The sequence below is a fragment of the Aestuariivirga sp. genome, assembly GCF_965227715.1.
Taxonomy (GTDB): Bacteria; Pseudomonadota; Alphaproteobacteria; order Rhizobiales; family Aestuariivirgaceae; genus Aestuariivirga.
In genome coordinates this window covers 942,699-967,416 of record NZ_OZ245771.1, presented here as the reverse complement: position 1 = coordinate 967,416, position 24,718 = coordinate 942,699, and the positions used below count along the sequence as shown (strand labels likewise).

The following is a 24,718-nucleotide window of genomic DNA, read 5'->3' as shown; positions in this document are numbered from 1 at the left end:
ACTGAGGAGCGCACATCAGGTGTCGAACGTAACCATCGCCAGGGCGGCGGCATCGGGTCCGGTGGACAGCGCCTATCTCGACGAAATCACCATGATGCTGCGGGATCTGCTGCGCCAGGTGATCAAATTGCGCGAGCCGCGTGTATTGGCCGTCATTGACGAGCCCGCAAACGCCTCAAGCCTCAGCCCGGATTTGATCGAACACGCGCTCCAGGTGATTGGAATCTGGCTGCAGCTCCTCAACATTGCCGAGGAAAATGCTGCAATGCGCAACCGGCGCCAGATGGAGACCCGCAGCGGGCCGGACCAAGTGCCCGGCTCCTTCTCCCACGCCTTCGCGACGGTGGCCGCTGCCAATGTCTCGCCCGAGGATGTGCAGACTGCGCTGGACACGATCAATGTGCAGCCCACCATCACCGCGCACCCGACGGAGGCCAAGCGGGTGACGGTGCTGGAGATACACCGCCGCATTTACCTGAAGCTCTATGAGCTCGAGAGTCCGCGCTGGACGCCGCGCGAGCGGGTGCAGCTGCTGAAGGCGCTGCGGAACGAGATCGACCTCCTGTGGCTCACCGGAGAGATCAGGCTCGAGAAGCCGACGGTGGAGCAGGAGATCCACTGGGGCCTTCACTTTTTCCGCGAGACCCTGTTCGACCGCACGGTGAGCCTGTGCGACCTGCTGGAGGCCGCACTCCAGCGCCACTACCCGGAAACCCCATCCCGCGTTCGGCCACCCTTGCGCTATTCCTCCTGGATCGGCGGTGACCGGGACGGCAATCCCTTCGTCACCGTCGATGTGACGCGCTATGCGCTGAAGGAGAACCGCAGCGCCATTGTCGCCCGGCTCGAACAGCGGCTGAATGATCTGGCGCAGCTCGTCTCCCTTTCCTCCCAGGAAATCGCCTTCCCGGCTGCCTTTTTGGACCGCGTGGCGCGGCAGATCGAGCGCTCGGGCGATGGGGGCGCCATCAGCACCCGGAACGCCCATGAGCCGTTTCGCCAGTTCTTCACAGCACTAAAATTGCGCCTCGCCTTGACCTTCTCAGATGCGCCGCGGGGCGCGGGCTTCCAGCCCCTCGACACGGACGAGCTGATTGCGGAACTGCTGGCGGCTGAAGAGGCGCTGGCCCAGATGCAGGCGGTTTCCATTGCGTCCTCCATGGTGCGGCCGGTGCGCTGGGAGGTGGAGACCTTCGGTTTCCGAACGGTGAGTCTCGATATTCGCCAGAACACCACTGTGATCAATCGCGTGCTGCAGGAAATCTGGCGCAAGCTCAATCCGCTCGAAGAAGGCGAAGGCCCGCAGTCCGGTTCAGCCGAGTGGCAGGCCTGGATCGAGGCGGAGCTGGCGAAGCCTCTGGGCTTCCTGCCGCGGTTCCGCGGCATGTCCGACGAGGCGCGGGAATTGCTGAGCCTGCTGGACCTCGTCCGTGATACGATCGACGGGCCCGACCCACAGGCGATTGGTGCCTTCATCCTGTCAATGACACAGAGTGCCGCTGACGTACTGGGCCTCTACCTTCTCGCCAAGTTCAGCGGTCTGTTCTCGGACGAGACGGCGCGCGAGACCTGCCGCATCCGCGTGGTGCCGCTGTTCGAAACCATCGATGACCTGCGCGCAGCGCCGCAGATCATGACGGAGCTACTGGCGCACCCGATGGTGAAGAGTTCAATCGCGTCCCATGGCGGCCGCCAGGAGGTGATGCTCGGCTATTCGGATTCCAACAAGGATGGTGGCTTCTTCTGCGCCAGCTTCGAGCTGTTCGAGGCGCAGCGGAGGTTGATCCGCATTGGCCGGGATGCCGGCGTCTCGATCAGCTTCTTCCATGGCCGCGGCGGCTCGGTGAGCCGCGGGGGTGCGCCGACGGGCCGGGCCATTGCGGCGCAGCCCGCAGGCACCATCGACGGACATATGCGGGTCACGGAGCAGGGCGAGGTCGTCTCCTCAAAATTCGCCAACCGCGGAACCGCGCAGCACAATCTCGAAATCCTCGCGGCGTCGGTCTTCGTCCATAGCCTCAAATCCATCGACGAGCCTGAGCTGAAGGTGAACCCCGAACACCAGAGTGCGGTCGAATGGATCGCGCAGGCCTCCTTCCGGCATTACCGCAAGCTTGCGGAAGACAAGTCCCTGCTCGATTACTTCCACCAGGCCTCGCCCGTGGAAGAACTCGCCAATCTCAAGCTGGGCTCAAGACCCGCGCGGCGTTTCGGGGCCAAGGGCATTGGCGATCTGCGCGCCATTCCCTGGGTCTTCGCCTGGAGCCAGAACCGCCATCTGCTCACCGGCTGGTATGGGCTTGGCTATGCGCTCGACGATTTCCTTGTGCCGCGTGGCGGAGACGGAATGCGGCTTCTGCGTGATATGTATGCCAAGTCCCGCGGCTTCCGGCTGGCGGTGGATGAGGTCGAGAAGTCCCTCTACCTGGCGGACATGAATGTGGCGGAGCAATATGCTGCACTGGTCACGGACCGCACGGCGGCCGAGCGGCTGTTCGCGCTGATCCGCCATGAACACGGGCGCACCGCGCGCACGATCCTTGAACTCACCGGCGAGAAGCGCCTGTGCGAGCGTTTTGAAGGCCTGCAGCGCCGTTTCGAGCGTGTGCGGCCCATGGTCGACCAGGCAAACCGCTGGCAGGTGCAGCTCCTTCAGGATACGCGCCGCGGGCAGGGTGGCGAGAAACTGATGATGCCGCTGCTGATGACCATGAATTGCGTGGCGGCGGGCTTGGGCTGGACTGGCTGATCAGCCCTCAGGCTTTTCGATTGCAAGCCCATGGCCCAGGCCTTCGCGTTCGTCAAAGACGAAGCATGAGCCCTGCCACAGGCTTTGTTCGCGCGGGATGGTTTCGAGATATTTGAGAATGCCGCCCTTGAGGTGGTAGACCTTCGAGAAGCCTTGCGCGCGGAGATAGCTCGTTGCCTTTTCGCAGCGGATGCCGCCGGTGCAGAACATGGCAATGGGGCGATCCTTCTCGGAGTGAAGCGTGCGCGCAACATAGGCTGGAAACTCGCCAAAGCTGTTCGTGCCGGGGTCCACGGCGTTGGTGAAGGTCCCCGCCTGGAATTCGAAGCTGTTGCGCGTGTCGATCACCAGAACGTCTTGGTTGGAGATGAGCGCATTCCAGTCTTTGGGCTCCACATACGCCCCGGCCATCTCTGCCGGGCGCAGGCCCGGAACGCCCATGGTCACAATCTCCTTCTTGAGCCGCACCTTCAGGCGCTTGAAGGGCATCTGCTCCGCATGAGACTCTTTGCTTTCGAGATCGCCGAGGCCGGTCAGGCTGCGGAGGAAGCCCATCATCTGGGCAAGTGCGTGGGCTTCACCAGCAATCGTGCCGTTGATGCCCTCTGGCGCCAGCAGGATCGTTCCGCGAATTCCATGGGCCTGCGCTGCGGCAAGCAGAGCAGGGCGCAGTGCGGCGAAATCCGGCAGCTCCACGAATTTGTAGAAGGCGCTGACGGCAATCCGGCTCATGCAGCCCAGCGCTCCATTTCATCCGAACCCGCAATGAGGGCGAGCCCCTTGGCGATCGAAAGCAATTGCTCGCCCGCGTCGATCCGGTCTGTTGGAAACCGTTTCTCGAACAGCTGGCGCACTGCGGGGACGAAGGACGTTCCCCCGGTGAGGAACACCCGGTCAATGTCACCCAGACCGAGGCCTGCCTTCGACAGCGCCTCATCAGCCTTGGTGCCGATCCTTTCGAGGTCCGGCGCGATCCAGCTTTCGAAATCGCTGCGCTGAATTGTGGTGTCGATGCTCACGCCAGACATGTTGAAGTTGAAGGGCACTTGGGGCTGCAAGGTGAGCGCTGCCTTGGCGCGGGAGACCGCGCGGTAAAGCTCATAGCTCACACCGCCTTCAATCAGGTCGACAAGGCTTAAAAGCTGATCGCGCGACGAACTGGTGCGGGCAAGCTCCCGCAATTCGCGCAGCACATCCGGCCGCTGCATGAGGCACAGCTCGTTCCAGCGCGAGAAGCTGGCAAAGTAATGCTTCGGCACCGGCAGGGTTTTCCCCCAGCTCACATAGCTTGCATTCTTGCCGAGGCGGGGGGAGACCACATGATCGATGATCCGGAAATCGAAATTGTCGCCGGCAACGCCGATGCCGGTGTGGGAGAGCGCTTCTGCCGAGCCGCCTCCGGCCCTGAAGCGCAGGACCGAGAAATCGCTGGTGCCGCCACCCAGATCGGCAACCAGGATGACCGCGTCCCGCGTGAGCCGCTGGGCATAGAAATGGGCCGCCGCGACCGGCTCCAGAACATAAGTGACCTGTTCAAAGCCGAGGGAAGAAAGAGCGGCGGCATATCTTCGCTGCGCCAGCGCATCATCCGGGCTCTGCCCGGCAAATGTCACCGGGCGGCCGATCGCAAGCCGCCTCGGGAATCGCTCGATCGCGCCATGCTCCTTCAGCCTGCCGAGATAGGACGCCATCAGACCCTCAAAGCGATAGCGGGTGGTGAAAACCGCAGTATCCGTGAAAGAGGCGCTGGCGGCGAAGGACTTGAAAGACTGGAGAAAGCGCGTCTCTTCCGGCTGTTCCGTGAAATCCTGGATAGCCCAGGGCCCTGCTTCCGCCACGGGCCTGCCGCCGGAAATCGGGTTGCGGCGGAACGAGAGCGTGGTGCGCAGCGCTTCCAACACCTCGCCATCACGGGTGAACCCATGAACGCGCGCCCCGCCCTTGCCCTCAGGGAAGGCGAAGACCGTGTTGGTCGTGCCAAAATCGATGCCAATCGCATCCATGCTTGTAATCCGGTCTGAAATGAGAGGCGGGGCTTTACTTAATTTTATGTCCCGTGTCTTGGCCTAAATGCCTTGCCTCTTGCTCTCGGGGGCGTTTTCCCGTCTATTTGTTCCAGGCGTAAAATAATCAGGGAGCAAGCAACATGGTTTTATCTAAACGCATTCTGCTGGCAGCCGCCGCTTTGCTGGCGTTCAGCCTTCCGGCCTCTGCCGCCAACATGATCGGCAATTGCGAAGTGACCGGCGAGAAGGGGTCGATCCCCATCGCCAGCCCGGCGAAGGCCGGCCAACTCACGGTGGAAGTTTCGCTGCCGGCACCCATCTGGTGGAATGGCGACACGCCGGAAGCCATCAAGGACGGCATGGAATATTGTATGGCCGCCGAGATCGCCTGGCGCGCGGGTTACGACAAGCTCGAGGTCGTGAATGTGGGCTGGGACGCATTGATCGCCGGACAGACCGATGGCTTCGATCTCGCCATGTCCGAAATCTCGATCACCGACGAGCGCAAGAAGATTCACGACTTCTCCGTACCCTATTTCAGCTCCGACATCGGCGTGCTGACGCGCAAGGATGCGCCGGTTGACGAAAAGTCGATCAAGACCGCCAAGATCGGCGTGCAGCAGGCAACGACGGGTGCGGCCTTCGTGCAGGACAAGCTCGGCATCACTGACGTTCAGGTCTACCCAGACCAGGGCGATATGTTCGCGGCCCTGCGCGCCGGCCAGACCGATGTGGCGATCACTGACACCTCGATCGTGCTCGCCGAAGTCGTCGCCAATCCGGAGAAGGTGGACGTCGTCGGTCAATACAAGACAGGCGAATCCTATGGCGCCATCTACCCGAAGGGAAATCCCAACAACGCCACGCTCGACAAGATCATTCAATCGATGATCGATGACGGGACGATCACGAAGCTGGGTGCCAAGTACCTTGCCGCTGCCTGGGGCAGGGACCCGGCTGCCGTTCCCTATTTCAACCCCTGACGATCACGTCCCCGCCAGTGACTGGCGGGGACAATTCCCCCTGACGTGAAAAAACACAGTTCCCACCCCTTGCCGCAGCGTGCCGACGGCCTTGCTCTGGCAGCCTTGCTGTTTGCAGGCTTGTGCACCATAGCGGCCTACAGCGCGACGCATCTGATCCGGTCTTCGCTCGAATATCTGGGCGTGATGCGGGATTTTTGGCAGTGGGTGTTCTGGATCACCATCGCCGCCACGGCGCTGCTGTTCCTGCCCGCTTTCCGTTCCTTTTCCCAGTCGCGCAAGGCCAGCGCCGCGCTAGCCTCCGGCGACATCGTGGAAGCCCGCATCCAGACTGCGGCTTCGCGCGAGAACGGCTGGGTGACGTTCGGATGGGGCGCCTTCGCCCTCATCGCCCTGGGCTTCGGCGTCTTCGTGATGATGAATGACGTGGCCGTGGGCAAGACCTTCTTCTACCTGCCGCTGATGGAGCAAAAATGGTGGCAGGTCACCAAGCAGTTCATTCTCAACAATATCTTCATTTTCGTGGTGGCAGAGGCGCTGGTGCTGGTGTGGGGCCTCGTCGTGGCGCTCGCACGCCTCATGCCGGGGAAGGCCGGCCAGCCCATCCGCGCCCTCGCCATTGTCTATTGTGACGTCTTCCGTGGGCTTCCAGCCATCGTGACGCTCTACCTGATCGGCTTCGGCATCCCCACCTCAGGTCTGCCCGATCTCATCGTGCCGCATATCGTGGGGCAGTTCGTTGACCTGTCTTCGATGTCGGTTGCCGAGCAGCGCTCGCTGACCCGGATCCCCGTCACCTGGTGGTGCATTCTGGCGCTGACCCTCACCTATGGCGCCTATGTGGCGGAGGTCTACCGCTCCGGCATCGAGTCGATCCACTGGAGCCAGGTTTCGGCCGCGCGCTCCCTCGGTCTCTCCTACATGCAGACCATGCGCTACGTGGTCGTGCCGCAGGCGGTGCGCCGCATCATGGCGCCGCTCCTCAATGATTTCATCGGCTTGCAGAAGGACACGGCCCTCGTGCAGGTGGTGGGCGTGATCGATGCCTTCAACCAGTCACGCATCATTGCGGCCAATGCCTTCAATCTCTCGGCCGTCACCATCGTGGCCATTCTCTTCGTCGTCATCACCATTCCCCAGGCCCGTTTCGTCGACCGCCTGATCGAGCGCGACAATGCGCGCATGCGGGCGGGAGGCTGAACCCTATGTCTTTCCTCGAGATCCGCAACGTCGAGAAGGAATTCGGTCCCATCAAGGTGCTGCGCGGCGTGAACCTGACGGTGAACGAGCACCAGGTGGTGTGCCTCATCGGCGCGTCCGGCTGCGGCAAGTCCACGCTGCTCCGCTGCATCAACGGGCTGGAGAAGATCCAGGGCGGCGAGATCCGGCTGATGAATGACCGCGTTTCGGGCCCCGGCGTGGATGTGAATAATCTCCGCCGCAACGTCGGCATCGTGTTCCAGAGTTTCAACCTGTTTCCGCATATGAGCGTGCTGGAGAACGTGACGCTGGCGCCCCTCAAGGTTCAGAAGGTGGACCGCGCGGAGGCCGAGGCAAAGGCCATGGCGCTGCTGAAGCGCATCGGCCTCGAGGCCAAGGCGAAGGAATATCCCGACCGGCTCTCGGGCGGCCAGCAGCAGCGCGTGGCAATTGTGCGGGCACTTGCCATGGAACCCAAGGTGATGCTGCTGGACGAGATCACCTCCGCCCTTGACCCCGAACTTGTGTCCGAGGTGCTGAACATCGTCCGCGATCTGGCGGGGCAGGGCATGACCATGCTGCTGGCCACCCATGAAATGGGCTTTGCCCGGGAAGTGGCCTCCAAGGTGTGCTTTCTCTCCGAGGGCGTGGTCCATGAGGAGGGCCCCCCGGCGCAGATCTTCGGCGACCCGCGCGAAGAGCGCACAAGGGCCTTTCTGAAGCGCATCATCGAGGCTGGCAGGCTTTAACGGTCTTGTTCATCGGGCGTTCAGTCTTGTGGCGAGGTGATCGCAATGCCCCCTCATTTCCGACATCCGCACATCCGATCATTGGAACATTGACCGGCGGTTGCACGTTTCGTGCTTTCGCCATATCCAGCGGAGTGTAGGAATGAAATTTTCTCCCGTCCACGCGAGCCTTCTGGCTCTGGGACTGTTTGCAGCCGCGAGTTCGGCACAGGCCGGCGTTACTGAACGTCCCGTTCTGCTGGCCCAGGCGGAGACTGACCCTGCAGCGCCGCCCGAGGTGGTGATCCCGCCCGCGCCGGTGCCCGAGCAGGTGAACCCCGAGCCGAAGCTCGAGGAGCCGCCGCTGCCGCCGGCAGAGGCCGAAGCACCCGCCCAGCCGCAGGCCGAAGAGGCTGCGCCGCAGCCGACGAAGCGGCGGAAGAAACAGACGGAGCAGCAGGCGGAGCCCCCGCCGCCGCAGCCGGAACCCGAGCAGCAGGCAGCGCCTCCGCCTCCGCCCAAGCCCCAGCCCGAGCAGCAGGCCGCACCCGAACCCGCGCCCGCCCCGGCGCCTGCAGCGCCCGCTCAGGCCCAATCTGATGAGGTTGCGGCCTTCCTCGCCTCCGTTCGCCCGGCTGACCAGCTGTCGCCCGCTGAACTCCAGCAGCAGATGCAGCGGGCAACGCAGCTGGCGGCCACCGAAGGCCTGCCGCCGGATCAGCGCCGGGCGCTCAGGAATGTGATCCGCGATGCCCGCGCCGCCCTGAAGGCTCAGCCCAGTGACCAGCAGCAGGTGCAGCAGCCGCCGCCCAAGCCTGAACCGCAGCTCGGTGTCACCCCGCAGCCGCCCGTGCCGCAGACCGGTGCCGCCCAGCCGCCACCTCCCCCGCAGCCGCAGCCTGGACAGCCGCCCGAGCAGGCCAGCAAGGTGAACCCGGCGCTGGAGCAGCAGGCGCAGGCCCTCCTCAATGACACTGTGGATGTGCGCAGCATGAAGCGCAGGGAGCTGCGCCAGCGCCTGTCGCGCATCCGCGATCTTCTCGGCTCCAACGCGCTTACCCCTGCAACGAGCGAGGCGCTGCGCAACAAGCTGGCGCAGGAGCGGAACGTGCTCCGCAACGACGTGGCCGTGGACGAGGGTGCTCCCCCCATGCCGCCACCGGGCCAGCAGGCCCAGCAGCCGCCGCAGCCGGGCAGTGGCGGCAAGCCGCCGCGCCCCAACAACGGCAATGGGAACGGCAACGGCAATGGCAATGGAATGGGCGGTGGCAACACCAACGTCGATATCCGCGTGATCCTGGGTGATCGCCGCCCGCCGCGCGAGCTCGATGACCGGCAGCTCGTCCGCCGCATTGACGTCTACCGTGATGTGGTGGGCGATGACCGTTACAGCATGGAAGAGCGCGAGATGTGGCGCCGCCAGATGGAGGATGACCGCCGCTACCTGCGCCGCCAGATGATCGAAGAGCGCGGCCAGCGCGAGGCCCGGCTCCGCTCCGGCGAGATGCAGTATAACTATGACATCGACGTGGAGGATGACTATGACCCGGGGCGCGAGATCCCGGACGACGTGTTCGCCGCGGAGGTGGAGGATAACGAGATCGCCGATGTGCTTTCCGCGCCGCCGCGCCGCAAGATCGAGCGCCGCTACACGCTGGATGAGATCGAGCAATCGCCCGATGCGCGCAACGCCGTGGCGCGGATCGAGATCGACACGGTGCATTTCGGCTTCGGCGAAGGCTTCCTGCGCGAGGAGGAGATCGACAAGCTGGACCGCATCGCCCAGGTGCTGGAGCAGATCCTGGCCAAGCACCCCGAAGAGGTCTTCCTGATCGAAGGCCACACCGATGCGGTGGGTTCCGATGCCGCGAACCTCAAGCTCTCCCGGGAGCGGGCGCTGGCGGTGAAGGAAGCGCTCGTCACCTATTATGTGATCCCGGCCGACAACCTCAAGACCGTGGGCCTGGGCGAGCGGTATCTCAAGATCCCGACCAGCCAGCCGGAGGCGGAGAACCGCCGCGTGTCGCTCGCGCGCATCACCTCCCTGGTGGGCCAGGTGAACTGACGCCTGAGCCGGAGCTTGCAACTGTGATGGGCCGCCGCTATACGGCGGCCCATCCGTTTCACGTTCCAGAACACGAGGATTTTCATGGCCATCGAACGCACCTTCTCGATCATCAAGCCGGACGCGACCCGCCGCAACCTGACGGGCGCCATCAACGCCAAGATCGAGGGCGCGGGACTGCGCATCGTCGCGCAGAAGCGCGTCAAGTGGGGGAAGGCTGAAGCTGAAGCCTTCTACGGCGTTCACAAGGAGCGCCCTTTCTTTAACGATCTCGTGAGCTTCATGATCTCCGGCCCCGTCGTCGTGCAGGTGCTCGAGGGCGAGAACGCGGTTGCCAAGTACCGCGAAGTGATGGGCGCCACCAACCCCGCCAACGCCGCCGCGGGAACCATCCGCAAGGAATTCGCCGAGTCGATCGAGGCCAATTCGGTGCATGGCTCGGACTCGGCCGAGAATGCAAAGATCGAGATCTCTCAGGTGTTCAAGCCTGAGGAAATCACAGGCTAAGCACCTCTCATGTGGGTCGTCTTCTACGTCGCTTCGATCGTGGCCGTGAACTGGATGTTCACGGCCATCGCACCGTGGCACACGCCGATGGGCGACCTCTATCTTGCCAATGTGGTGGTCGGTTTCATCTTCGTGCTGCGCGACTATGCGCAGCGCGAGGTGGGCCACTACATCCTCTTCGCCACGGCCGCCGCGGGCGTTCTCACCTGGTTCATGGTGGACCCGGCGATTGCGGTGGCCTCGATCACCGCCTTCATCCTGTCCGAGACGGCGGATTGGGGTGTCTACTCCTTCCTGCGCCGGCCGCTTTCGCAGCGCATCCTGATCTCGAGCCTGTTCGCAATCCCGCTCGATACGCTGGCCTTCCAATATCTTGCGGGTTACTTGACACCGGCTGCCTTCACCACGGAGCTGGCCAGCAAGGCCGTGGGCGTGCTGATCGTGTGGTATATTCTGCGCGCGCGCGACCAGCGCTTTGCCATCGGCGTGTGAACTTCTGGGCATAGCGGCCGTTGACCTGTGAACGGCGCTGAAGGCGTTTCCTGTGCGGAACCATTGCGGACCAACCGCATTCCTTCCTCAGGCACGCAAGGGCTGCCGTCAAACACAGGGAATCAAACCGATGAACAAGCACGTTCTCGCGCTGAGCACAGCGCTGTCTCTCCTCGTCTTCACGCCGGCTTTCGCACAGGACGCCACGACCACCACAGGCGCCAGCGGCATTGATTGTACGCAGCAGGCCAATATGAACGATCCGGCCTGCTCCGGCGTCAACAAGACAACGGGCGCTGGCACCGCAACCACCACCGATTCCACAGCTGCCGCGGGCACCTCCACAACGCCCATGACCGCGAGCGAGCTGATCGTTCCGGCAGACCGCCTGAACGGCTCTCAGGTGATGAGCGCCAATGATTACATCGGCAAGACGGTTTACGACCAGGCCGGCAACAACATCGGCGATGTGAATGACCTGATCCTCGCCAATGACGGCGAGATCCAGGCCGTGATCCTGGGCGTCGGCGGCTTCCTCGGCATCGGCGAGAAGGACGTGGCGGTGAACACCCGCGCCGTCCAGATGGTGCAGGATGGCGATGCGATGCGCCTGGTGGTGCAGACCAGCAAGGAAGCGCTGAACAATGCGCCGAGCTATGACCGCGCCAACCGCCGCTATGCCAACGGCACCACCACCACCACCGGCGCCGGCTCCACCATGGACACGACCGGCTCCGCCACGGGCACCGGCACCACGGGTACGGGCACCGATGCGACGGGCTCCACCACCGCGCCCGCCACGGGCACCGGCGCCACGACCGGCACCGGCACGACCACTGGCACGGGAACGGGCACCGCACCGGCCGCCAATTCCGGCGGCACGGAAGGCTCCGTTGACTGCAGCCTGCCCGCCAACTCCACCAACGCCGCCTGCGCTGGCCAGACCCAGCAACAGTAAGCAGCGGAGCTGAGCCGTCCCTTCGGGGGCGGCTCCTCTGCCGTGATGCCTGAGGCCCGTGCCGCGCCCACTCCCCCGGGTTCGGTGCGGGCCTTTGTGCATCAGGTGGCCGCGGCCTGTGCGCCGCCGCGGGCGGGGCGGCGCTTGGGCTTCGCGCGTGGGGGTTTTTGAGGGGCGGGTGCCGCCGGGGTGGCGGATCCCTTCAGGCGGCGCTCTTCCATCAGCCTGGCGGAATTCGCCTCATCCGCCGCGCGGATCCCGTCATACATCCGCTTGAGGCGGCGGTTGAATTCCGGCGTGCCCTCTTCCGCGTGGTGCCGGTTGTGGGGGTTCTCGGCGATGATTTCGGCGGCCAGCCGCGCGATCTTGTCAGCCAGCGCATTGCGGGCGGCGTCCTTGGTTTCATGGGTGCGGCGGCAGGGCGTGGGCGACTCCTGATGGGAGCAGGTGCCGCTGCGGCGGCAGGAGTTCAGCGGGCAGCGCGCCAGCGGCGCCTCGCGCTCGATCCAGGCGGGGTGAAGAAACATGTGATCCTCTGTGTCGTCGTTGCTGTGTTGGGAAAAGAGTCATGGCGGGCCGCGCCCGCGGATATCCCCGCGGGCGCGGCGTGCTGCCGGAGAAGGGGAATGCCGGAGCCGGGGCTCACGCAATGCAATTGCAAGAAAATTGGCGCGAGGCGCCCGTCTCACCGGAGTTTCGGAACGGAGGGCCGGAAGGGCCCCCTGGTTCGGGAAAGCCCCGGCCCGCTTGCGCGGCGGCGCGGCGTTTGTCGCTCGGGGAAGGCGCTTACCCGATGTTCCCTCGGAACACCCGGCATGCCTCTCGGCGCGGAGGTCATAGTGCCCCCGGGTCCCGCCCTTTGCGCCCGGGGCAGAGTGTTGCGTATCCACCCTGCCGCAGGTGCCGCCGGCCATTCCGCAATTTCGAGACGCTGTCGACATCGTCCCCTCCTCATGGACTGGCCTGAGGAGGAGTATTAGCGGAAGTTAGGAAGAAAGTCAAGCGTGGAATGTTGAGAAGCTGAGTCAGAGTACTCACGGATTGAGTCCGTCTTGAAGTTCCTCGCAAAGCAAGGAGAGACGTTTGGGCTCGATGGAGTGACGGAACGGATAGGGTGCAAAACGGCGCGCGTTCAACGGCGATCAGGTTCAACCTCGCCCGTCATGCCAGCGAAGGCTGGCATCCCGCTTTGGTGGCCGCACCTGCTGACAGAAAGCGGGACCCCAGCCTTCGCTGGGGTGACGGAACGGTCGGCTGGTTTATCGGACGGTCGATGGCACGCTGCAGATTGCGCAGTGCCGGTATCATTATTAGAGCGGCGCGCGTTCAGCTGAGATCGGCTTACAGCTCGCCCGTCATGCCAGCGAAGGCTGGCATCCCGCTTTGGTGGCGGCACCTGCTGACAGAAAGCGGGACCCCAGCCTTCGCTGGGGTGACGGAACGGTCGGCTGGTTTATCGGACGGTCGATGGCACGCTGCAGATTGCGCAGTGCCGGTATCAATATTAGAGCGGCGCGCGTTCAGCTGAGATCGGCTTACAGCTCGCCCGTCATGCCAGCGAAGGCTGGCATCCCGCTTGGTTGCGGCACGTGCTGACATAAAGCGCGACCCCAGCCTTTGCTGGGGTCACGGACGTCCAAGAAGAAGCAACCGCTTGCAATATTGTACGTGAATGGGTACATATCTGTCTATGCGCACCACATCCTATTCCGAGCTCCGAAAGAATCTCGCATCCGCCCTCGACAGGGTGGTGGAGGACAGGGAACCCGTAATCATCACGCGGGATCGGGGGAAGCCTGCTGCGGTTTTGATGTCGCTGGAGGAATTCACCTCATGGGAGGAGACGCTGCATTTGCTGCGGAGCCCGGCCAATGCGGTCCGGCTGAAGCAGGCCGTCGATTCACTCGATGAGGGCAGCGGGACGGAGCGCATGCTCTTCGAATGAAGCTGTTGTTCTCCGGGCAAGGCTGGGAGGATTACCTGTTCTGGCAGGCCAATGACCGCACGACGCTGGAGCGGATCAACGCCTTGATCAAGGATGCAAGCCGGAACCCATTCCAGGGGATCGGCAAGCCGGAACCGCTTCGGGGGGAGCTTTCCGGATGGTGGTCGCGCCGGATCACGCAGGAGCACCGGCTGGTTTATCGGGCGGTCGATGGCACGCTGCAGATTGCGCAGTGCCGGTATCATTATTAGAGCGGCGCGCGTTCAACTGAGATCGACTTACAGCTCGCCCGTTGTGCCAGCGAAGGCTGGCATCCCGCTTTGGTGGCCACACAGGCTGACATGAAGCGGGACCCCAGCCTTCGCTGGGGTGACGGAACGGATGGAGTGCAAAACGGCGCGCTTTCAACGGAGATCAGGTTCAACCTCGCCCGTCTTGCCAGCGAAGGCTGGCATCCCGATTTGGTTGCCGCAGGTGCTGACATGAAGCGGGGCCCCAGCCTTCGCTGGGGTGGTGGAACGGTTGACGTGCAAATCTGCCAGCGATCTCTTTTGATCGCTCGGTGCTCTCGTCTCAGGCCTTCACGCTGCGGGTGAGGAAGGCCGGCATGGTTTGTTCGGTGAAGCCGCGGTGGTCTGGCGCGTCCGAGACGTCACGCTGGGGGTGGCGGTCCTGGCGGGGTTCGCGCCTTGGCTTTTCAGGGCGGGGTGCCGGGGCAGGGGGCGTGGCGGCGGCTGTGGGCTTCTGCGGCTTGGGGGCGGCTGCGGCGGCCGGGGCTTCGGTGCGTTCGGCGGGCTGGGTGGCGGCTTCCGACCGGGGCTCGCGCGGGGGGCGGCGGTCTTCGCGGTCGCCACGGTTGCGGCCACGGCGCTCACCGCCACGGGTTTCGCGGCGCGGGCGGTCCGGTTCGGCACCGCGGGTTTCGATTGCCGCCTGCGCGTCACCACTCAGCTCGAAGAAGGGCACGTCCTTCTTGATCAGGACTTCGATGCCTTTCCAGTATTTCACTTCTTCCTTCGAGAGCAGCGTGAAGGCCTGGCCCTCGCGCCCCGCTCTGCCGGTGCGGCCGATGCGGTGGACGTAGTCTTCCGCATGGGTGGGCACATCGAAGTTGAAGACGTGGGAGACTTCCGGAATGTCGAGGCCGCGGGCCGCGACGTCTGACGCGATCAGGAAGGTGATTTCATTGTTGCGGAAGGCCTGCAGCGTCTTGAGGCGGGCCGACTGGTCCATGTCGCCATGAAGGGCGCCGACGCTGAAGCCGTGAACGGCGAGGGACTTCTCGAGCAGCGCCACGGTGGTCTTGCGGTTGGCGAAGATGATGCCGTTCTTGACGTTCGTCTGGGTACGGAGCAATTGCCGCAGCGCCTCGCGCTTGGCCTTCGCCTCATGCGGGACCTTGACCAGCATCTGGGTGATGGTCTCGGCAGTCGACGAATGGCGCGAGACTTCAACGCGCACCGGATTGTGCAGGAAGGCGGTGGTGAGGCGCTGGATCTCGGGGGGCATGGTGGCGGAGAAGAACATCGTCTGCCGGGTGAAGGGCAGGAGCTTGCAGATCCGCTCAATATCCGGAATGAAGCCCATGTCCAGCATGCGGTCCGCCTCGTCGATCACCAGCATGTCAATGCCGTTCAACAGAAGCTTGCCGCGCTCGAAATGATCGAGAAGGCGGCCGGGCGTGGCGATGACGACGTCCGCACCGCGGTCAATCTTCAGGGCCTGGGGTTCGAAGGCGACGCCGCCGATCAGCAGCGCCACGGAGAGATTGTGCATCTTGCCGAGGGTCTCGAAGGCTTCGCGCACCTGATCCGCCAGCTCACGCGTGGGCTCCAGGATGAGGGTGCGGGGCATGCGGGCCCTTGCGCGGCCCTTCTCGAGAAGGGAGAGCATGGGAAGAACGAAGGCAGCCGTCTTGCCCGAGCCCGTCTGGGCGAGGCCCATGACGTCCCGGCGCTGTAGGGCGGGCGGGATTGCTTCCGCCTGAATGGGGGTGGGGGTCGTGTAACCCGCGGCAGTCACCGCTTCGAGGGTTCTGGGGCTCAGTCCGAGCTCGGAGAAATTCATGTGTCGTGAAAGACCGTTCTGGCGGCTTTGGTTTCAAGTGGGATACGCCACGGGCTGGTGCGCCAATAAGGGCCCGGGCGCCGAATTACGCCCGCACATAGGGATTCCAGTGGGGAAAGTCAATTCAACGCTGCCCGGAAGCTTGCGGAATTGTACACGAATCGACAATCTTGCCGCGCGCCGGGGTGTATTCCGCTTCTGGCGTGAAGATTCGCGCCACAAAGGCGCAAACATTGAGGGGGACTTCCTATGAAAGCTTACTTTGCCGAGTTCTTCGGCACATTCTGGCTGGTGCTCGGCGGCTGTGGCTCCGCCGTGCTGGCCGCGGCCTTTCCGGAGCTTGGAATTGGCTTCGCAGGCGTGGCCTTGGCGTTCGGCCTCACAGTGCTGACCATGGCCTATGCCGTGGGCCACATCTCCGGCGCGCATTTCAACCCGGCCGTGACGGTGGGTCTTGCAACCGCGGGCCGCGTCAAATGGAACATCGTGCCGGGCTATATCGCGGCCCAGGTGATCGGCGGCGCGGTGGGTGCGGGCGTCCTCTTCATGATCGCCAGCGGCAAGCCTGACTTCGTGGCCGGCGGCTTCGCGGCCAATGGCTTCGGCGAGCATTCGCCGGGCGGCTACAGCATGCTCTCCGCCATCATCTGCGAAGTGGTGATGACGGCCATGTTCCTGGTGGTGATCCTGGGCGTCACCCACAAGAACGCGCCCGCGGGCTTTGCACCCTTGGCGATCGGCCTGGCGCTGACGCTGATCCACCTGATCTCCATCCCCGTGACCAACACCTCGGTCAACCCGGCGCGCGCCACGGCGGCGGCGATCTTCTCCGAGCCCTGGGCCTTCCAGCAACTCTGGGTGTTCTGGCTGGCGCCGATTGCCGGCGGCATCCTTGGCGCTCTCTGCCACCAGCTGATTTCCAAGGACTGACATGAAAAAGGGGCGGACCTTGAGAACAAGGCCCGCCCCAGTCTGCTACGCCACGGGAGGTCACGAGGAAATCCGACTCAGTGTGGATCATCTTATGCCAATGATTTTCACATGCAAGTTTTACCATTCGTAAGATTGGCTGACCCAAAGCTTTACTTGACCTCCGCCCGCATCGCGCGCACAGTTTCAAGCATCAGAACACGAGAGGTCTCGAACACTGATGCCCCCTAAGCACGCAGACGCCGCATAAACAAAGCCCCCAAGCGGGAGCTTTCGCGGCACATCATCATCATCGCTGATCGAACCCGCCGCTTTTTGCGCGGCAATCGCGAACCCATTGGAAAGGGTCAAGTGCAAGTTGCACGGGACGGGCCCCGTGAGGCTGATTGCCTCCGGGGCCTTCTCTGCGTGAACTTAGTTGCCCGAGCCGGGTGCGGCGGTTTTGGCATGGCGGCTGGCGAGAAGTCCTGCGGGTGTGATGTTCGCAATCGCCGTCTGCAGCTTGTTGTGCCAGCCGGAGACCACATCGCCCTGGCCTTTCATCATGGCATCATAGCCCGCACGGGCCACGTCCTTCGGGTCATCCTTCTTCGATTGGCCGACCTCGGTATCGAGCAGGTCGGCCCGCGCGAAGAACTCAGTCTCGGTTGCCCCCGGCATCAGACAGGTGACGGTGACGCCCGTCTCCGCCAGCTCCGCCCGCAAGGCGAAGGAGAAGCTGTCCAGAAAGGCCTTCGAGGCGTTGTACACCGCCTGATACGCACCCGGAATGAAGCCGGCGATGGAGCCTGTGATCAAGATGCGGCCCGAGCCCCTGTCGCGCATCTGCTGGCCCACCCTGTGGAGCAGGAGGACGGTGCCCGTGATGTTGGTGTCGATCACATGCAGGATGTCATCGAAATCCTGATCGAGGAAACCGTGGCCGAGGCCATGGCCCGCATTGGCCATCAGCACGTCCACGGGCCGGTCGCCGATGGCCTCAAGGAGTTCCTCCACACCTTCTTCCTGCGCGAGGTCGCATTCGACCCAGGCGACCTGCACATCATGCTTTTCGAGCTGCTGGGCGGCATCCTGGATTTGCGCCTCATCGGCCGCGATGATCAGGTCGAACCCGTTCCCGGCGCAGAGTTCGGCGAGTTCATAGCCGATGCCGGAGGATGCACCGGTGATGACGGCAAGCGGGCGATGGGCCATGGCTTGGTCTCCTTCAGGTCAAGGGTTGATGACGACTTTGATGCAATTGTCCTGCTTGGCGTTGAACACCTCATAGAGACCCGGCGCGTCTTCAAGGCTGGCCTTGTGGGTGATGACGAAGGAGGGATCGATCAGCCCATCCTCGATCAGGCCCAAAAGCTTCGGCATGTAGGCCTGAACCGGTGTCTGGGCCATGCGGAAGGTGAGGCCGCGGTTGATGGCGGAGCCGAAGGGGATCTTGTCCAGATAGCCGCCATAGACACCCACGATCGATACCGTGCCGAAGTTGCGGCAGCAATGGATCGCCTGGCGCAGAACATGCGGCCGGTCGGTGCCGAGGAAGGTTGCCACCTTGATCCGGTCGATCATCGCATCCGCGCCGGACGTCGCAAAGGGCTCGGTGCCAACGGCATCGATGCAGGCATCCGCCCCGCGCCCGCGGGTGTGCTGCTGGATCGCCTCGTAAATATCCTGCTTGGAGAAATCGAGCGTTTCGGCACCCGCGGCCCGGGCCATCTCAAGGCGCTCCGGAATGGTATCGATGGCGATCACGCGTTCTGCTCCCATCAGCAGCGCACTGCGGATGGCGAACTGCCCGACGGGGCCGCAGCCCCAGATGGCGATGGTCTCACCGCCTTTGATGTTGCAGAATTCCGCCGCCATATAGCCCGTGGGGAAGATGTCCGAGAGGAACAGCGCCATATCGTCCGGCATGCCGCCGGGCACTTTGAGGGCGCCGGTATCGGCAAAGGGAACGCGCAGATATTCGGCCTGGCCGCCGGCATAGCCGCCGAGGAGATGCGAATAGCCAAAGAGCCCGGCCGGGGAATGGCCCCAGAGTTTCGCGGCCTTCTCGGCATCGGGGTGCGAGCGCTCGCAGGCGGAGTACCAGCCGTTTTGACAGAAGTAGCATTCGCCGCAGGAAATGGTGAAGGGGATGACGACCCGGTCCCCCACCTTCAGGTTCTTGCAATCGGGCCCCACCTCCACCACTTCGCCCATGGTTTCATGGCCCACCACATCGCCCGCATGCATGTCGGGGATGACGCCATTGTACATGTGCAGGTCAGAGCCGCAGATGGCGCAGGAGGTGACCTTGATGATGCAATCGCGCCCGTGCTCGATCCGGGGGTCCGGCACGTGCTCGCAGCGCATGTCATGTTTGCCGTGCCAGGTAATCGCCTTCATCGGGGCCTCCATCGGATACCGGAGCTAAATGGCGGCTCCCCCCGATGGTTCCCTTGATGGCTTCCGCCAGTCAGCGCCGGCGGTAGATCTGGTACTTGTCGACCGTCTTCTCCAGCACATAGGTCTTCCAGAAGACGTCATACGCCCTATTGCGGCTGAGAAGGCTGAGCACATCCCGCGATATCTGGCCCCGGGCTGCTTTCGGACTGACGGGCACGATGATGATCTCGGGCTTGCGCGCCAGTTCGGATAGGGCCTGTTCCAGCGACAGGCGCATGGCCTCGCTGGGGTCGCCCGGGATTTCGCCGGCGTCCATCCGCTTCACCGTTTTCAGATAGATGGGGTAGAAGGATTTTCCCACATACTCCGAGCGGGTGTAGAGCGCCGCGGGGAAGGCCGGAAGCGACGAGAAGGACAGCGCCAGGAAACTGGAAGAGGTGTCCAGTTCCTTCAGCAGCAATCGGACGGACACTGCAGTTGTGTCCTTTTCATAGAACCAGCCCGACGAGATCCACCCGAAAAGTGCGGCATTCCCCAGCAGGAACAGAGATGCGACCACGGCCGTGAACAGCCGCGCGTTGAACAGGCGCGCCACCAGGAAGAGGGTCAAGAAACCCCAGGCCGGAATGAAATGATAGGTGAAGCCCTTGTTCTGGATGATGACGGCAAGGGTGAAGCCGATGGCCGCCATGAGATAGCCGCGTGCGGCGGGTTGCGGTGCGCCGCCGATGGCCTGAGGCAGGACGGACATGGCGATGATCGCAGAGAGCCACACGACCTGATCATTCGACTCGTAAACCGCGCCATAGCTTGGAACCGCATAGGGCAGGAACTCGAACAGATAAGGCTGGAAGAAGATCAGGATCACAGCCGCATAGACTGCGCCTGTTGCGGCAATCGCGATCTCTTCAGCGCGGATCTTGCGGCGCGTGGCAAAGACCAGAACAAGCGCGATGAGAAAATGGGGCTTTATTGCAAATCCTACCCCCGCCATCACGCCGCTCAGAACAGCCCAGCCGCGCCGCGGGCTGTTGCCGGCCACATAGGGCGCGCAGAGGAGAAAGGCGAAGAATTCCCGCTGGCCAAACGCTGCCGGAAATCCCAGCAGGAAGAACAGAGACAGCATGAGCGCCACGGCCATGCGCAGCGATCGCCCGGCCGTGTTCCAGACGCATGCGATTGAAAGGCCCGCCAGCAACGAGATCCAGAGTTTGATCGCAAGATCGAAGCCGAGCACGGGCGCCACAAAGGCGGCAGGCGAATAGAGCATGAAGGCGAGGGGCGGGTTCACCTCGTAGATGTCCACGCCAAACACCGCGGGGCCCATCACCTGCCGCGCCGTCCAGGCCAGGAATGCGGCATCTGAATTGATCAGGCTCCGCCACTGCAGCGCCATGCTCGCAACCACGGTGATGGCAATCAGCACCAGACAGTTGCGGTCCCGCTCCCCCAGCGTTGTAAGCTTCGCAGTGAAGGCCCGGAACAGCTGTGCCGCACGTGCGCGGACTTGCACGATGGCCTCGCGGTCGGTCACTGTGGGCGCGCGCATCTCGGAACTCTCATTGGCAGAGGTGGGAACAGGCCTCGCTCAGACCGGCAATCTCTCGCCAGGCCGCTGCAACTCTACGGAATCGCACGTCTCTGTTAAGATTAGCCTGATCTGCCTGTGCTGGCAAAAAAACGAATGAAAAGCATTTCAATAAAATTGTGACAAATTGAGTCACTGTCGGGAAACGAAATCGCTGGTGCTCGCCCGGAACTTGGGCACAGCCATGTGGCCGTTGCAGCGGCAACGGATCGGATCACGGAGGAACGAAGCCGTGCGCCGTCTACTCCAGCCTTGCAGGGAACCCGGGCGCGCGGAGATCCGTGTTCAGCAGATCCTCCAGAAGCTTGGCGATTTGCGTCGATTGGGCGCTGCCGCCGTAAGCGGCCTTGCCCTTCATGAAGGTTTGCTGGGTGAGGGAGGCCAGGTCCAGCGGCACGCCGAATTCCTTGCCGAAATTCATGGCGAATCCCAAATCCTTCAGCGCGAGGTCCATCGAGAAGGCAATGTCATAGCTGCCATTGAGGATGAGCTGGCCTTCGGTTTCGTGAACGAAGCTGGTGCCGGAGGAGGCGGTGATGGCGGCCCAGGCCTGCGCGAGGTCAAGCCCGCCGCGCTTCGCCAGCATCAGCGCTTCGGCATCTGCCACGAGGTGGATGAAGGCCAGCATGTTGGTGATGACCTTGATGACGGCGGCAGAGCCGATGGGCCCCATGTGGAAGATTTTCCGGCCGATGGTTTCGAGCGCCGGCCGGTGCAGCTCGAACAGCGCCTTGTCGCCGCCCACCAGCACGGTGATCTCACCACGCGCCGCCAGATGGACGCCGCCGGTGACGGGAGCTTCGAGCACCATGATACCCTTGGCTTCGGCGAGGCCTGCAAGGCGGATCATCTCATCACGGCCATTGGTGGAATTCTCGATCCATGTCGCGCCGGGCTTCAGCGTGGTGAGAATCTGAGTGAGCACTTTTTCCGAGACGGTGGGGGAGGGGAGGCAGGTGAAGACGGCATCGACCTTGCCCGCGAGTTCGGCGGGCGACGCGGCCCAGGAAGCACCATCCTTGATGTGACGCTCGGCGAGTTTTGGGTCCAGGTCATATACCGTGACCTGATAGCCCTTCTTCACCAGCGAATGCGCGATGTGGCCGCCCAGATTTCCGAGGCCGATGTAACCGTAATGCATGAGACTATTCTTCCTTGCGGAGCGGGCGGTTGGTCATTTCAAGGTGCAGGTTGGTGCCGGTGTAGGGGTTGGCCTCGCACACCTCTTCATTGAGCTCGATGCCGAGGCCCGGTTCCGTGGGGGGTATCACATAGCCGTCCTGCCAGAGGATGGGCTTCTTCAGCAGCTCGGCGTGAAAGCCCGTCCATTCCTCAATCGACTCGAGGATCAGGAAGTTGGGAAGGGACGCAGCATAATGAATGTTTGCCGCACCTTCCACGGGGCCCGCATAAAGATGCGGTGCGATCTGCGCATAGAAGGTTTCCGCCATGCCGGCGATCTTCTTCGCCTCCATCAATCCGCCGACGCGGCCCAGCGCCATCTGCAGGATCGAAGCGGCGCGGTTCTCGAGCACGCGGCCGAACTCATATTTGGTGGTGAGGCGCTCTCCGGTGGCGATGGGGATCGACGTGCCGCGGGCAACGAGTGCCATCTCCTCCGGCTTGTCCGGAGGGGTGGGCTCCTCGAACCACAAGGGATCATAGGGCTCGATCTTCTTGGCGAAACGGATGGCGCCGGAGGCTGTGAACTGGCCATGGGTGCCGAACAGCAAATCCGCCTTCGTGCCCACCGCTTCACGGATCAGTTTGCAGAATTTCACGCAGAGCTCGATCGATTCGAGTGACGGCTGGCGCGGGTCGAAGGCGGAGTAGGGGGCGGCGGGATCGAACTTGATGCCGGTGAAGCCGCGCTCCACGTAATAGGCCGCGCGTTCGGCGGACTGTTCGGCGTTCCAGAAGATCGATGCGTCCTGGCCCTTGGCGGGATCGGGGTAAATGTAGGTGTAGGAGCGCAGCTTCTCATGAACACGCCCGCCCAGGAGTTCATAGACCGGCTTGTTGAGGGCCTTGCCCTTGATGTCCCACAGCGCGATTTCGAGGCCGGAGAGAACGCCCATCAGCGAGATGTCCGGGCGCATGGAGAAGCCCGAGCCATAGACCTTGCGCCACATGGCTTCGAGGTGGAACGGGTCCATGCCTTCGATGTAGCGGGAGAAGGTGTCTTCGATCATGGCCGTCATGGCCTTGGGGCCGAAGGTGTCGCAATAGCATTCGCCGATGCCGGTGATGCCATTATCGGTCGTGAGCTTCACGAAGATGAAGTAGCGCCCGCCCCAGGACGGCGGCGGATTGCCGACGATGAAGACTTTGAGGTCTTTGACTTTCATGGAAACACCCCTCCGGAATGCCCCGCTTCTAGCAGGTCGCGCGCCGTCCACACGATGAAAATTTCTAACCACTCGTGAAGCAGAAACACTTGTTTTGATTGCCCGAACGGGCGCAGAAAGCGGGCGGTATTCACCAGCGGCGGATGACTGTGGCAGAGATTTTCGATTATATCATCGTGGGCGCGGGCTCAGCGGGCTGCGTTCTGGCGGACAGGCTTTCTGCCAGCGGACAGCACCGCGTCCTGCTGCTGGAAGCGGGCGGCACCGACCGCCGTTTCTATGTGCAGATGCCGCTCGGATACGGCAAGACCTTCTATGACAGGTCGGTCAACTGGATGTATCAGGCAGAGCCTGACCCTGGCCTCAACGGCCAGCGCGATTTCTATCCGCGCGGCAAAATTTTGGGTGGTTCATCCTCCATCAACGCCATGGTCTATATCCGCGGCCACCACCAGGATTATGAGGATTGGCGCGCGGCCGGCAATGTGGGCTGGGGCTGGGACGAGGTGCTCTCGGCCTATCTGAAGCTCGAGGATTATGCCGATGGCGACCCCGCACTGCGCGGCCGCGGCGGGCCATTGACCATCACCGATCTGGGCGCCCAGCAGCATCCGCTTTGCGCGCCTTACCTGAAGGCGGCGGAGGCTGCGGGCCTGCCCTTCACGCCGGATTTCAACGGTACGGAGCAGGAGGGCGTGGGGCTTTACCAATACACGATCAAGGGCGGCATCCGGAATTCGGCCGCGCGCGCCTTTCTGCGCCCGGCGATGCGGCGGAAGAACCTGCGGGTTGAAACTGAGGCCCAGGCCACGCGCATTCTGTTCGAGGGGCGCCGCGCCGTGGGTGTGGCCTATGCGCAGCGCGGGCAGACGCGTGAAGCGCGCGCGCATGAGGTGATCGTGGCGGGGGGCGCCATCAACGCGCCGCAGCTGCTGCAGCTCTCAGGCGTGGGGCCGGGGGCGCTGCTGCAGTCGCTGGGCATTCCCGTGTTGCAGGACAACCCGAATGTGGGCGCCCGCATGCAGGACCACCACGGCATCAACTACACCTGGCGCATGCATGTGCCGACGCTGAACGATGCGCTGCGCCCCTGGTGGGGCAAGCTCAGGGCCGGGCTGCAATACATCCTGACGCGCAAAGGGCCGCTCTCCCTCAGCATCAACCAGGGTGGCGGCTTCTTCCGCACACATGCGCACATGTCCAGGCCCAACATGCAGCTCTACATGCAGGCCTTCTCGACGCTGATCCCCAAGGCCGGCGAACGGCCGATCCTGAGCCCCGACCCGTTCTCAGGCCTGTCGCTCGGACTGTCCAACTGCCGGCCGACGAGTACCGGGGAGGTGATGATCACCTCCCCCGACCCGTTTGCGCACCCCAGGATCTCGTTCAATGCCTTCTCGACGGCAGGCGACGTGGAAGAGATGCTGGCGGCGGTCAAGTTCCTCCGCCGGATTGCCGCAGAGGAGCCGCTCAAAGGGTTGATGGCGGAGGAATTGCGGCCCGGCCCCACGGTTCAGTCCGATGACGCGCTGATCGATGATTTCCGGCAGCGGAGCGGCACCGTCTACCACCATTCCTGCACCTGCCGCATGGGGCCGGACCCGGCGAACTCGGTGGTCGATTCACGGCTTCGCGTGCATGGTGTTGAGGGCTTGCGGGTGTGCGATGCCTCCGTCTTCCCCAATCTGATTGCCGGCAACACCAATGCCCCCGCCATGATGATGGGCTGGCGCGGCGCTCAGATCATCCTCGAGGATGCCACGCGCTGAG

Annotated in this window: 21 protein-coding genes; 12 read left to right on the top strand and 9 right to left on the bottom strand. The window is 63.4% G+C overall.

Translation table 11 applies throughout. From position 1 onward, the window contains the following. Positions 1–19: 19 nt before the first annotated feature. Positions 20–2,749, top strand: a complete 2,730-nt coding sequence (locus ACO06F_RS04735; protein WP_421695538.1) for a phosphoenolpyruvate carboxylase — start codon at positions 20–22, stop codon at positions 2,747–2,749. Here the strand turns inward: ACO06F_RS04735 and ACO06F_RS04730 are convergent, their stop codons facing one another. Both ACO06F_RS04730 and ACO06F_RS04725 read right to left on the bottom strand, forming a co-directional pair. Next, positions 2,750–3,481, bottom strand: coding sequence for a rhodanese-related sulfurtransferase (locus ACO06F_RS04730; RefSeq protein ID WP_421695537.1), 732 nt, complete (start codon positions 3,479–3,481; stop codon positions 2,750–2,752). Beyond that, positions 3,478–4,752, bottom strand: a complete 1,275-nt coding sequence (locus ACO06F_RS04725; RefSeq protein WP_421695536.1) for an Hsp70 family protein — start codon at positions 4,750–4,752, stop codon at positions 3,478–3,480. The genes ACO06F_RS04730 and ACO06F_RS04725 overlap by 4 nt, the downstream gene beginning before the upstream one ends. Before the next feature lie 143 nt (positions 4,753–4,895). Here ACO06F_RS04725 and ACO06F_RS04720 point away from each other — a divergent pair, with 143 nt between their 5' ends. The 7 genes from ACO06F_RS04720 (at position 4,896) to ACO06F_RS04690 (ending at position 11,688) form a co-directional block, all read left to right on the top strand. Then, positions 4,896–5,738, top strand: a complete 843-nt coding sequence (locus ACO06F_RS04720) for an ABC transporter substrate-binding protein (protein ID WP_421695535.1) — start codon at positions 4,896–4,898, stop codon at positions 5,736–5,738. Between the two features lie 45 nt (positions 5,739–5,783). After that, positions 5,784–6,938, top strand: coding sequence for an amino acid ABC transporter permease (locus ACO06F_RS04715; protein ID WP_421695534.1), 1,155 nt, complete (start codon positions 5,784–5,786; stop codon positions 6,936–6,938). A 5-nt stretch (positions 6,939–6,943) separates the two neighbouring features. Continuing rightward, a complete protein-coding gene (locus tag ACO06F_RS04710) occupies positions 6,944–7,687 on the top strand; it encodes an amino acid ABC transporter ATP-binding protein (protein WP_421695533.1) in 744 nt (247 codons plus the stop codon). 142 nt (positions 7,688–7,829) lie between these two features. Further along, a complete protein-coding gene (locus tag ACO06F_RS04705; RefSeq protein WP_421695532.1) occupies positions 7,830–9,731 on the top strand; it encodes an OmpA family protein in 1,902 nt (633 codons plus the stop codon). Positions 9,732–9,815: 84 nt separating this feature from the next. Continuing rightward, positions 9,816–10,238 carry a nucleoside-diphosphate kinase gene (gene ndk / locus ACO06F_RS04700; protein WP_421695531.1) on the top strand — a complete coding sequence of 141 codons (423 nt, stop codon included), beginning with the start codon at positions 9,816–9,818 and terminating at the stop codon, positions 10,236–10,238. Positions 10,239–10,247: 9 nt separating this feature from the next. Beyond that, positions 10,248–10,730, top strand: coding sequence for a hypothetical protein (locus tag ACO06F_RS04695; RefSeq protein ID WP_421695530.1), 483 nt, complete (start codon positions 10,248–10,250; stop codon positions 10,728–10,730). Between the two features lie 130 nt (positions 10,731–10,860). Further along, entirely contained in the window at positions 10,861–11,688 is an 828-nt protein-coding gene (locus ACO06F_RS04690) for a PRC-barrel domain-containing protein (protein WP_421695529.1), read from the top strand. A gap of 101 nt (positions 11,689–11,789) precedes the next feature. Here the strand turns inward: ACO06F_RS04690 and ACO06F_RS04685 are convergent, their stop codons facing one another. Then, positions 11,790–12,215, bottom strand: a complete 426-nt coding sequence (locus ACO06F_RS04685; protein ID WP_421695528.1) for a hypothetical protein — start codon at positions 12,213–12,215, stop codon at positions 11,790–11,792. Between the two features lie 1,145 nt (positions 12,216–13,360). On the opposite strand from ACO06F_RS04685, the gene ACO06F_RS04680 reads away from it, so the two are divergent. Further along, a complete protein-coding gene (locus tag ACO06F_RS04680; RefSeq protein WP_421695527.1) occupies positions 13,361–13,633 on the top strand; it encodes a type II toxin-antitoxin system Phd/YefM family antitoxin in 273 nt (90 codons plus the stop codon). Continuing rightward, positions 13,630–13,884, top strand: coding sequence for a Txe/YoeB family addiction module toxin (locus ACO06F_RS04675; protein WP_421695526.1), 255 nt, complete (start codon positions 13,630–13,632; stop codon positions 13,882–13,884). The genes ACO06F_RS04680 and ACO06F_RS04675 overlap by 4 nt, the downstream gene beginning before the upstream one ends. Positions 13,885–14,206: 322 nt before the next feature. On the opposite strand, the gene ACO06F_RS04670 is transcribed toward ACO06F_RS04675, so the two are convergent. After that, positions 14,207–15,700: a DEAD/DEAH box helicase gene (locus ACO06F_RS04670; protein ID WP_421695525.1), complete on the bottom strand. Its 1,494-nt coding sequence runs from the start codon at positions 15,698–15,700 to the stop codon at positions 14,207–14,209. A gap of 249 nt (positions 15,701–15,949) precedes the next feature. On the opposite strand from ACO06F_RS04670, the gene aqpZ reads away from it, so the two are divergent. Then, the gene (gene aqpZ / locus ACO06F_RS04665) at positions 15,950–16,630 is read left to right on the top strand and encodes an aquaporin Z (protein ID WP_421695524.1); all 681 of its coding nucleotides are present in this window, start codon (positions 15,950–15,952) and stop codon (positions 16,628–16,630) included. Between the two features lie 414 nt (positions 16,631–17,044). On the opposite strand, the gene ACO06F_RS04660 is transcribed toward aqpZ, so the two are convergent. The 5 genes from ACO06F_RS04660 to ACO06F_RS04640 form a co-directional block, all read right to left on the bottom strand. Further along, positions 17,045–17,824 (bottom strand): SDR family NAD(P)-dependent oxidoreductase, encoded by a 780-nt coding sequence (locus ACO06F_RS04660; protein ID WP_421695523.1) that lies wholly within the window; start codon positions 17,822–17,824, stop codon positions 17,045–17,047. A gap of 18 nt (positions 17,825–17,842) precedes the next feature. Continuing rightward, positions 17,843–19,012: a zinc-dependent alcohol dehydrogenase gene (locus ACO06F_RS04655; protein ID WP_421695522.1), complete on the bottom strand. Its 1,170-nt coding sequence runs from the start codon at positions 19,010–19,012 to the stop codon at positions 17,843–17,845. A gap of 70 nt (positions 19,013–19,082) precedes the next feature. Next, positions 19,083–20,561, bottom strand: coding sequence for a hypothetical protein (locus ACO06F_RS04650; RefSeq protein ID WP_421695521.1), 1,479 nt, complete (start codon positions 20,559–20,561; stop codon positions 19,083–19,085). A 280-nt stretch (positions 20,562–20,841) separates the two neighbouring features. Continuing rightward, positions 20,842–21,741 carry an NAD(P)-dependent oxidoreductase gene (locus tag ACO06F_RS04645; RefSeq protein WP_421695520.1) on the bottom strand — a complete coding sequence of 300 codons (900 nt, stop codon included), beginning with the start codon at positions 21,739–21,741 and terminating at the stop codon, positions 20,842–20,844. A gap of 4 nt (positions 21,742–21,745) precedes the next feature. Beyond that, entirely contained in the window at positions 21,746–22,948 is a 1,203-nt protein-coding gene (locus ACO06F_RS04640; protein WP_421695519.1) for a mandelate racemase/muconate lactonizing enzyme family protein, read from the bottom strand. Positions 22,949–23,097: 149 nt separating this feature from the next. Between ACO06F_RS04640 and ACO06F_RS04635 the strand changes: the two genes are divergently transcribed. Next, on the top strand, positions 23,098–24,717 hold the full coding sequence (locus tag ACO06F_RS04635) for a GMC family oxidoreductase (RefSeq protein WP_421695518.1): 1,620 nt from the start codon (positions 23,098–23,100) through the stop codon (positions 24,715–24,717). The last annotated feature ends 1 nt before the right edge of the window (position 24,718 follow it).

Excerpts from the sequence above, each read along its gene's own strand:
- ACO06F_RS04730 (WP_421695537.1), bottom strand. The coding sequence starts at position 3,481 with ATGAGCCGGATTGCCGTCAGCGCCTTCTACAAATTCGTGGAGCTGCCG.
- ACO06F_RS04725 (WP_421695536.1), bottom strand. The coding sequence starts at position 4,752 with ATGGATGCGATTGGCATCGATTTTGGCACGACCAACACGGTCTTCGCC.
- ACO06F_RS04720 (WP_421695535.1), top strand. The coding sequence starts at position 4,896 with ATGGTTTTATCTAAACGCATTCTGCTGGCAGCCGCCGCTTTGCTGGCG.
- ACO06F_RS04710 (WP_421695533.1), top strand. The coding sequence starts at position 6,944 with ATGTCTTTCCTCGAGATCCGCAACGTCGAGAAGGAATTCGGTCCCATC.
- ACO06F_RS04705 (WP_421695532.1), top strand. The coding sequence starts at position 7,830 with ATGAAATTTTCTCCCGTCCACGCGAGCCTTCTGGCTCTGGGACTGTTT.
- ndk (WP_421695531.1), top strand. The coding sequence starts at position 9,816 with ATGGCCATCGAACGCACCTTCTCGATCATCAAGCCGGACGCGACCCGC.
- ACO06F_RS04695 (WP_421695530.1), top strand. The coding sequence starts at position 10,248 with ATGTGGGTCGTCTTCTACGTCGCTTCGATCGTGGCCGTGAACTGGATG.
- ACO06F_RS04690 (WP_421695529.1), top strand. The coding sequence starts at position 10,861 with ATGAACAAGCACGTTCTCGCGCTGAGCACAGCGCTGTCTCTCCTCGTC.
- ACO06F_RS04685 (WP_421695528.1), bottom strand. The coding sequence starts at position 12,215 with ATGTTTCTTCACCCCGCCTGGATCGAGCGCGAGGCGCCGCTGGCGCGC.
- ACO06F_RS04680 (WP_421695527.1), top strand. The coding sequence starts at position 13,361 with ATGGGTACATATCTGTCTATGCGCACCACATCCTATTCCGAGCTCCGA.
- ACO06F_RS04675 (WP_421695526.1), top strand. The coding sequence starts at position 13,630 with ATGAAGCTGTTGTTCTCCGGGCAAGGCTGGGAGGATTACCTGTTCTGG.
- ACO06F_RS04670 (WP_421695525.1), bottom strand. The coding sequence starts at position 15,700 with ATGAATTTCTCCGAGCTCGGACTGAGCCCCAGAACCCTCGAAGCGGTG.
- aqpZ (WP_421695524.1), top strand. The coding sequence starts at position 15,950 with ATGAAAGCTTACTTTGCCGAGTTCTTCGGCACATTCTGGCTGGTGCTC.
- ACO06F_RS04660 (WP_421695523.1), bottom strand. The coding sequence starts at position 17,824 with ATGGCCCATCGCCCGCTTGCCGTCATCACCGGTGCATCCTCCGGCATC.
- ACO06F_RS04655 (WP_421695522.1), bottom strand. The coding sequence starts at position 19,012 with ATGAAGGCGATTACCTGGCACGGCAAACATGACATGCGCTGCGAGCAC.
- ACO06F_RS04650 (WP_421695521.1), bottom strand. The coding sequence starts at position 20,561 with ATGCGCGCGCCCACAGTGACCGACCGCGAGGCCATCGTGCAAGTCCGC.
- ACO06F_RS04645 (WP_421695520.1), bottom strand. The coding sequence starts at position 21,741 with ATGCATTACGGTTACATCGGCCTCGGAAATCTGGGCGGCCACATCGCG.
- ACO06F_RS04640 (WP_421695519.1), bottom strand. The coding sequence starts at position 22,948 with ATGAAAGTCAAAGACCTCAAAGTCTTCATCGTCGGCAATCCGCCGCCG.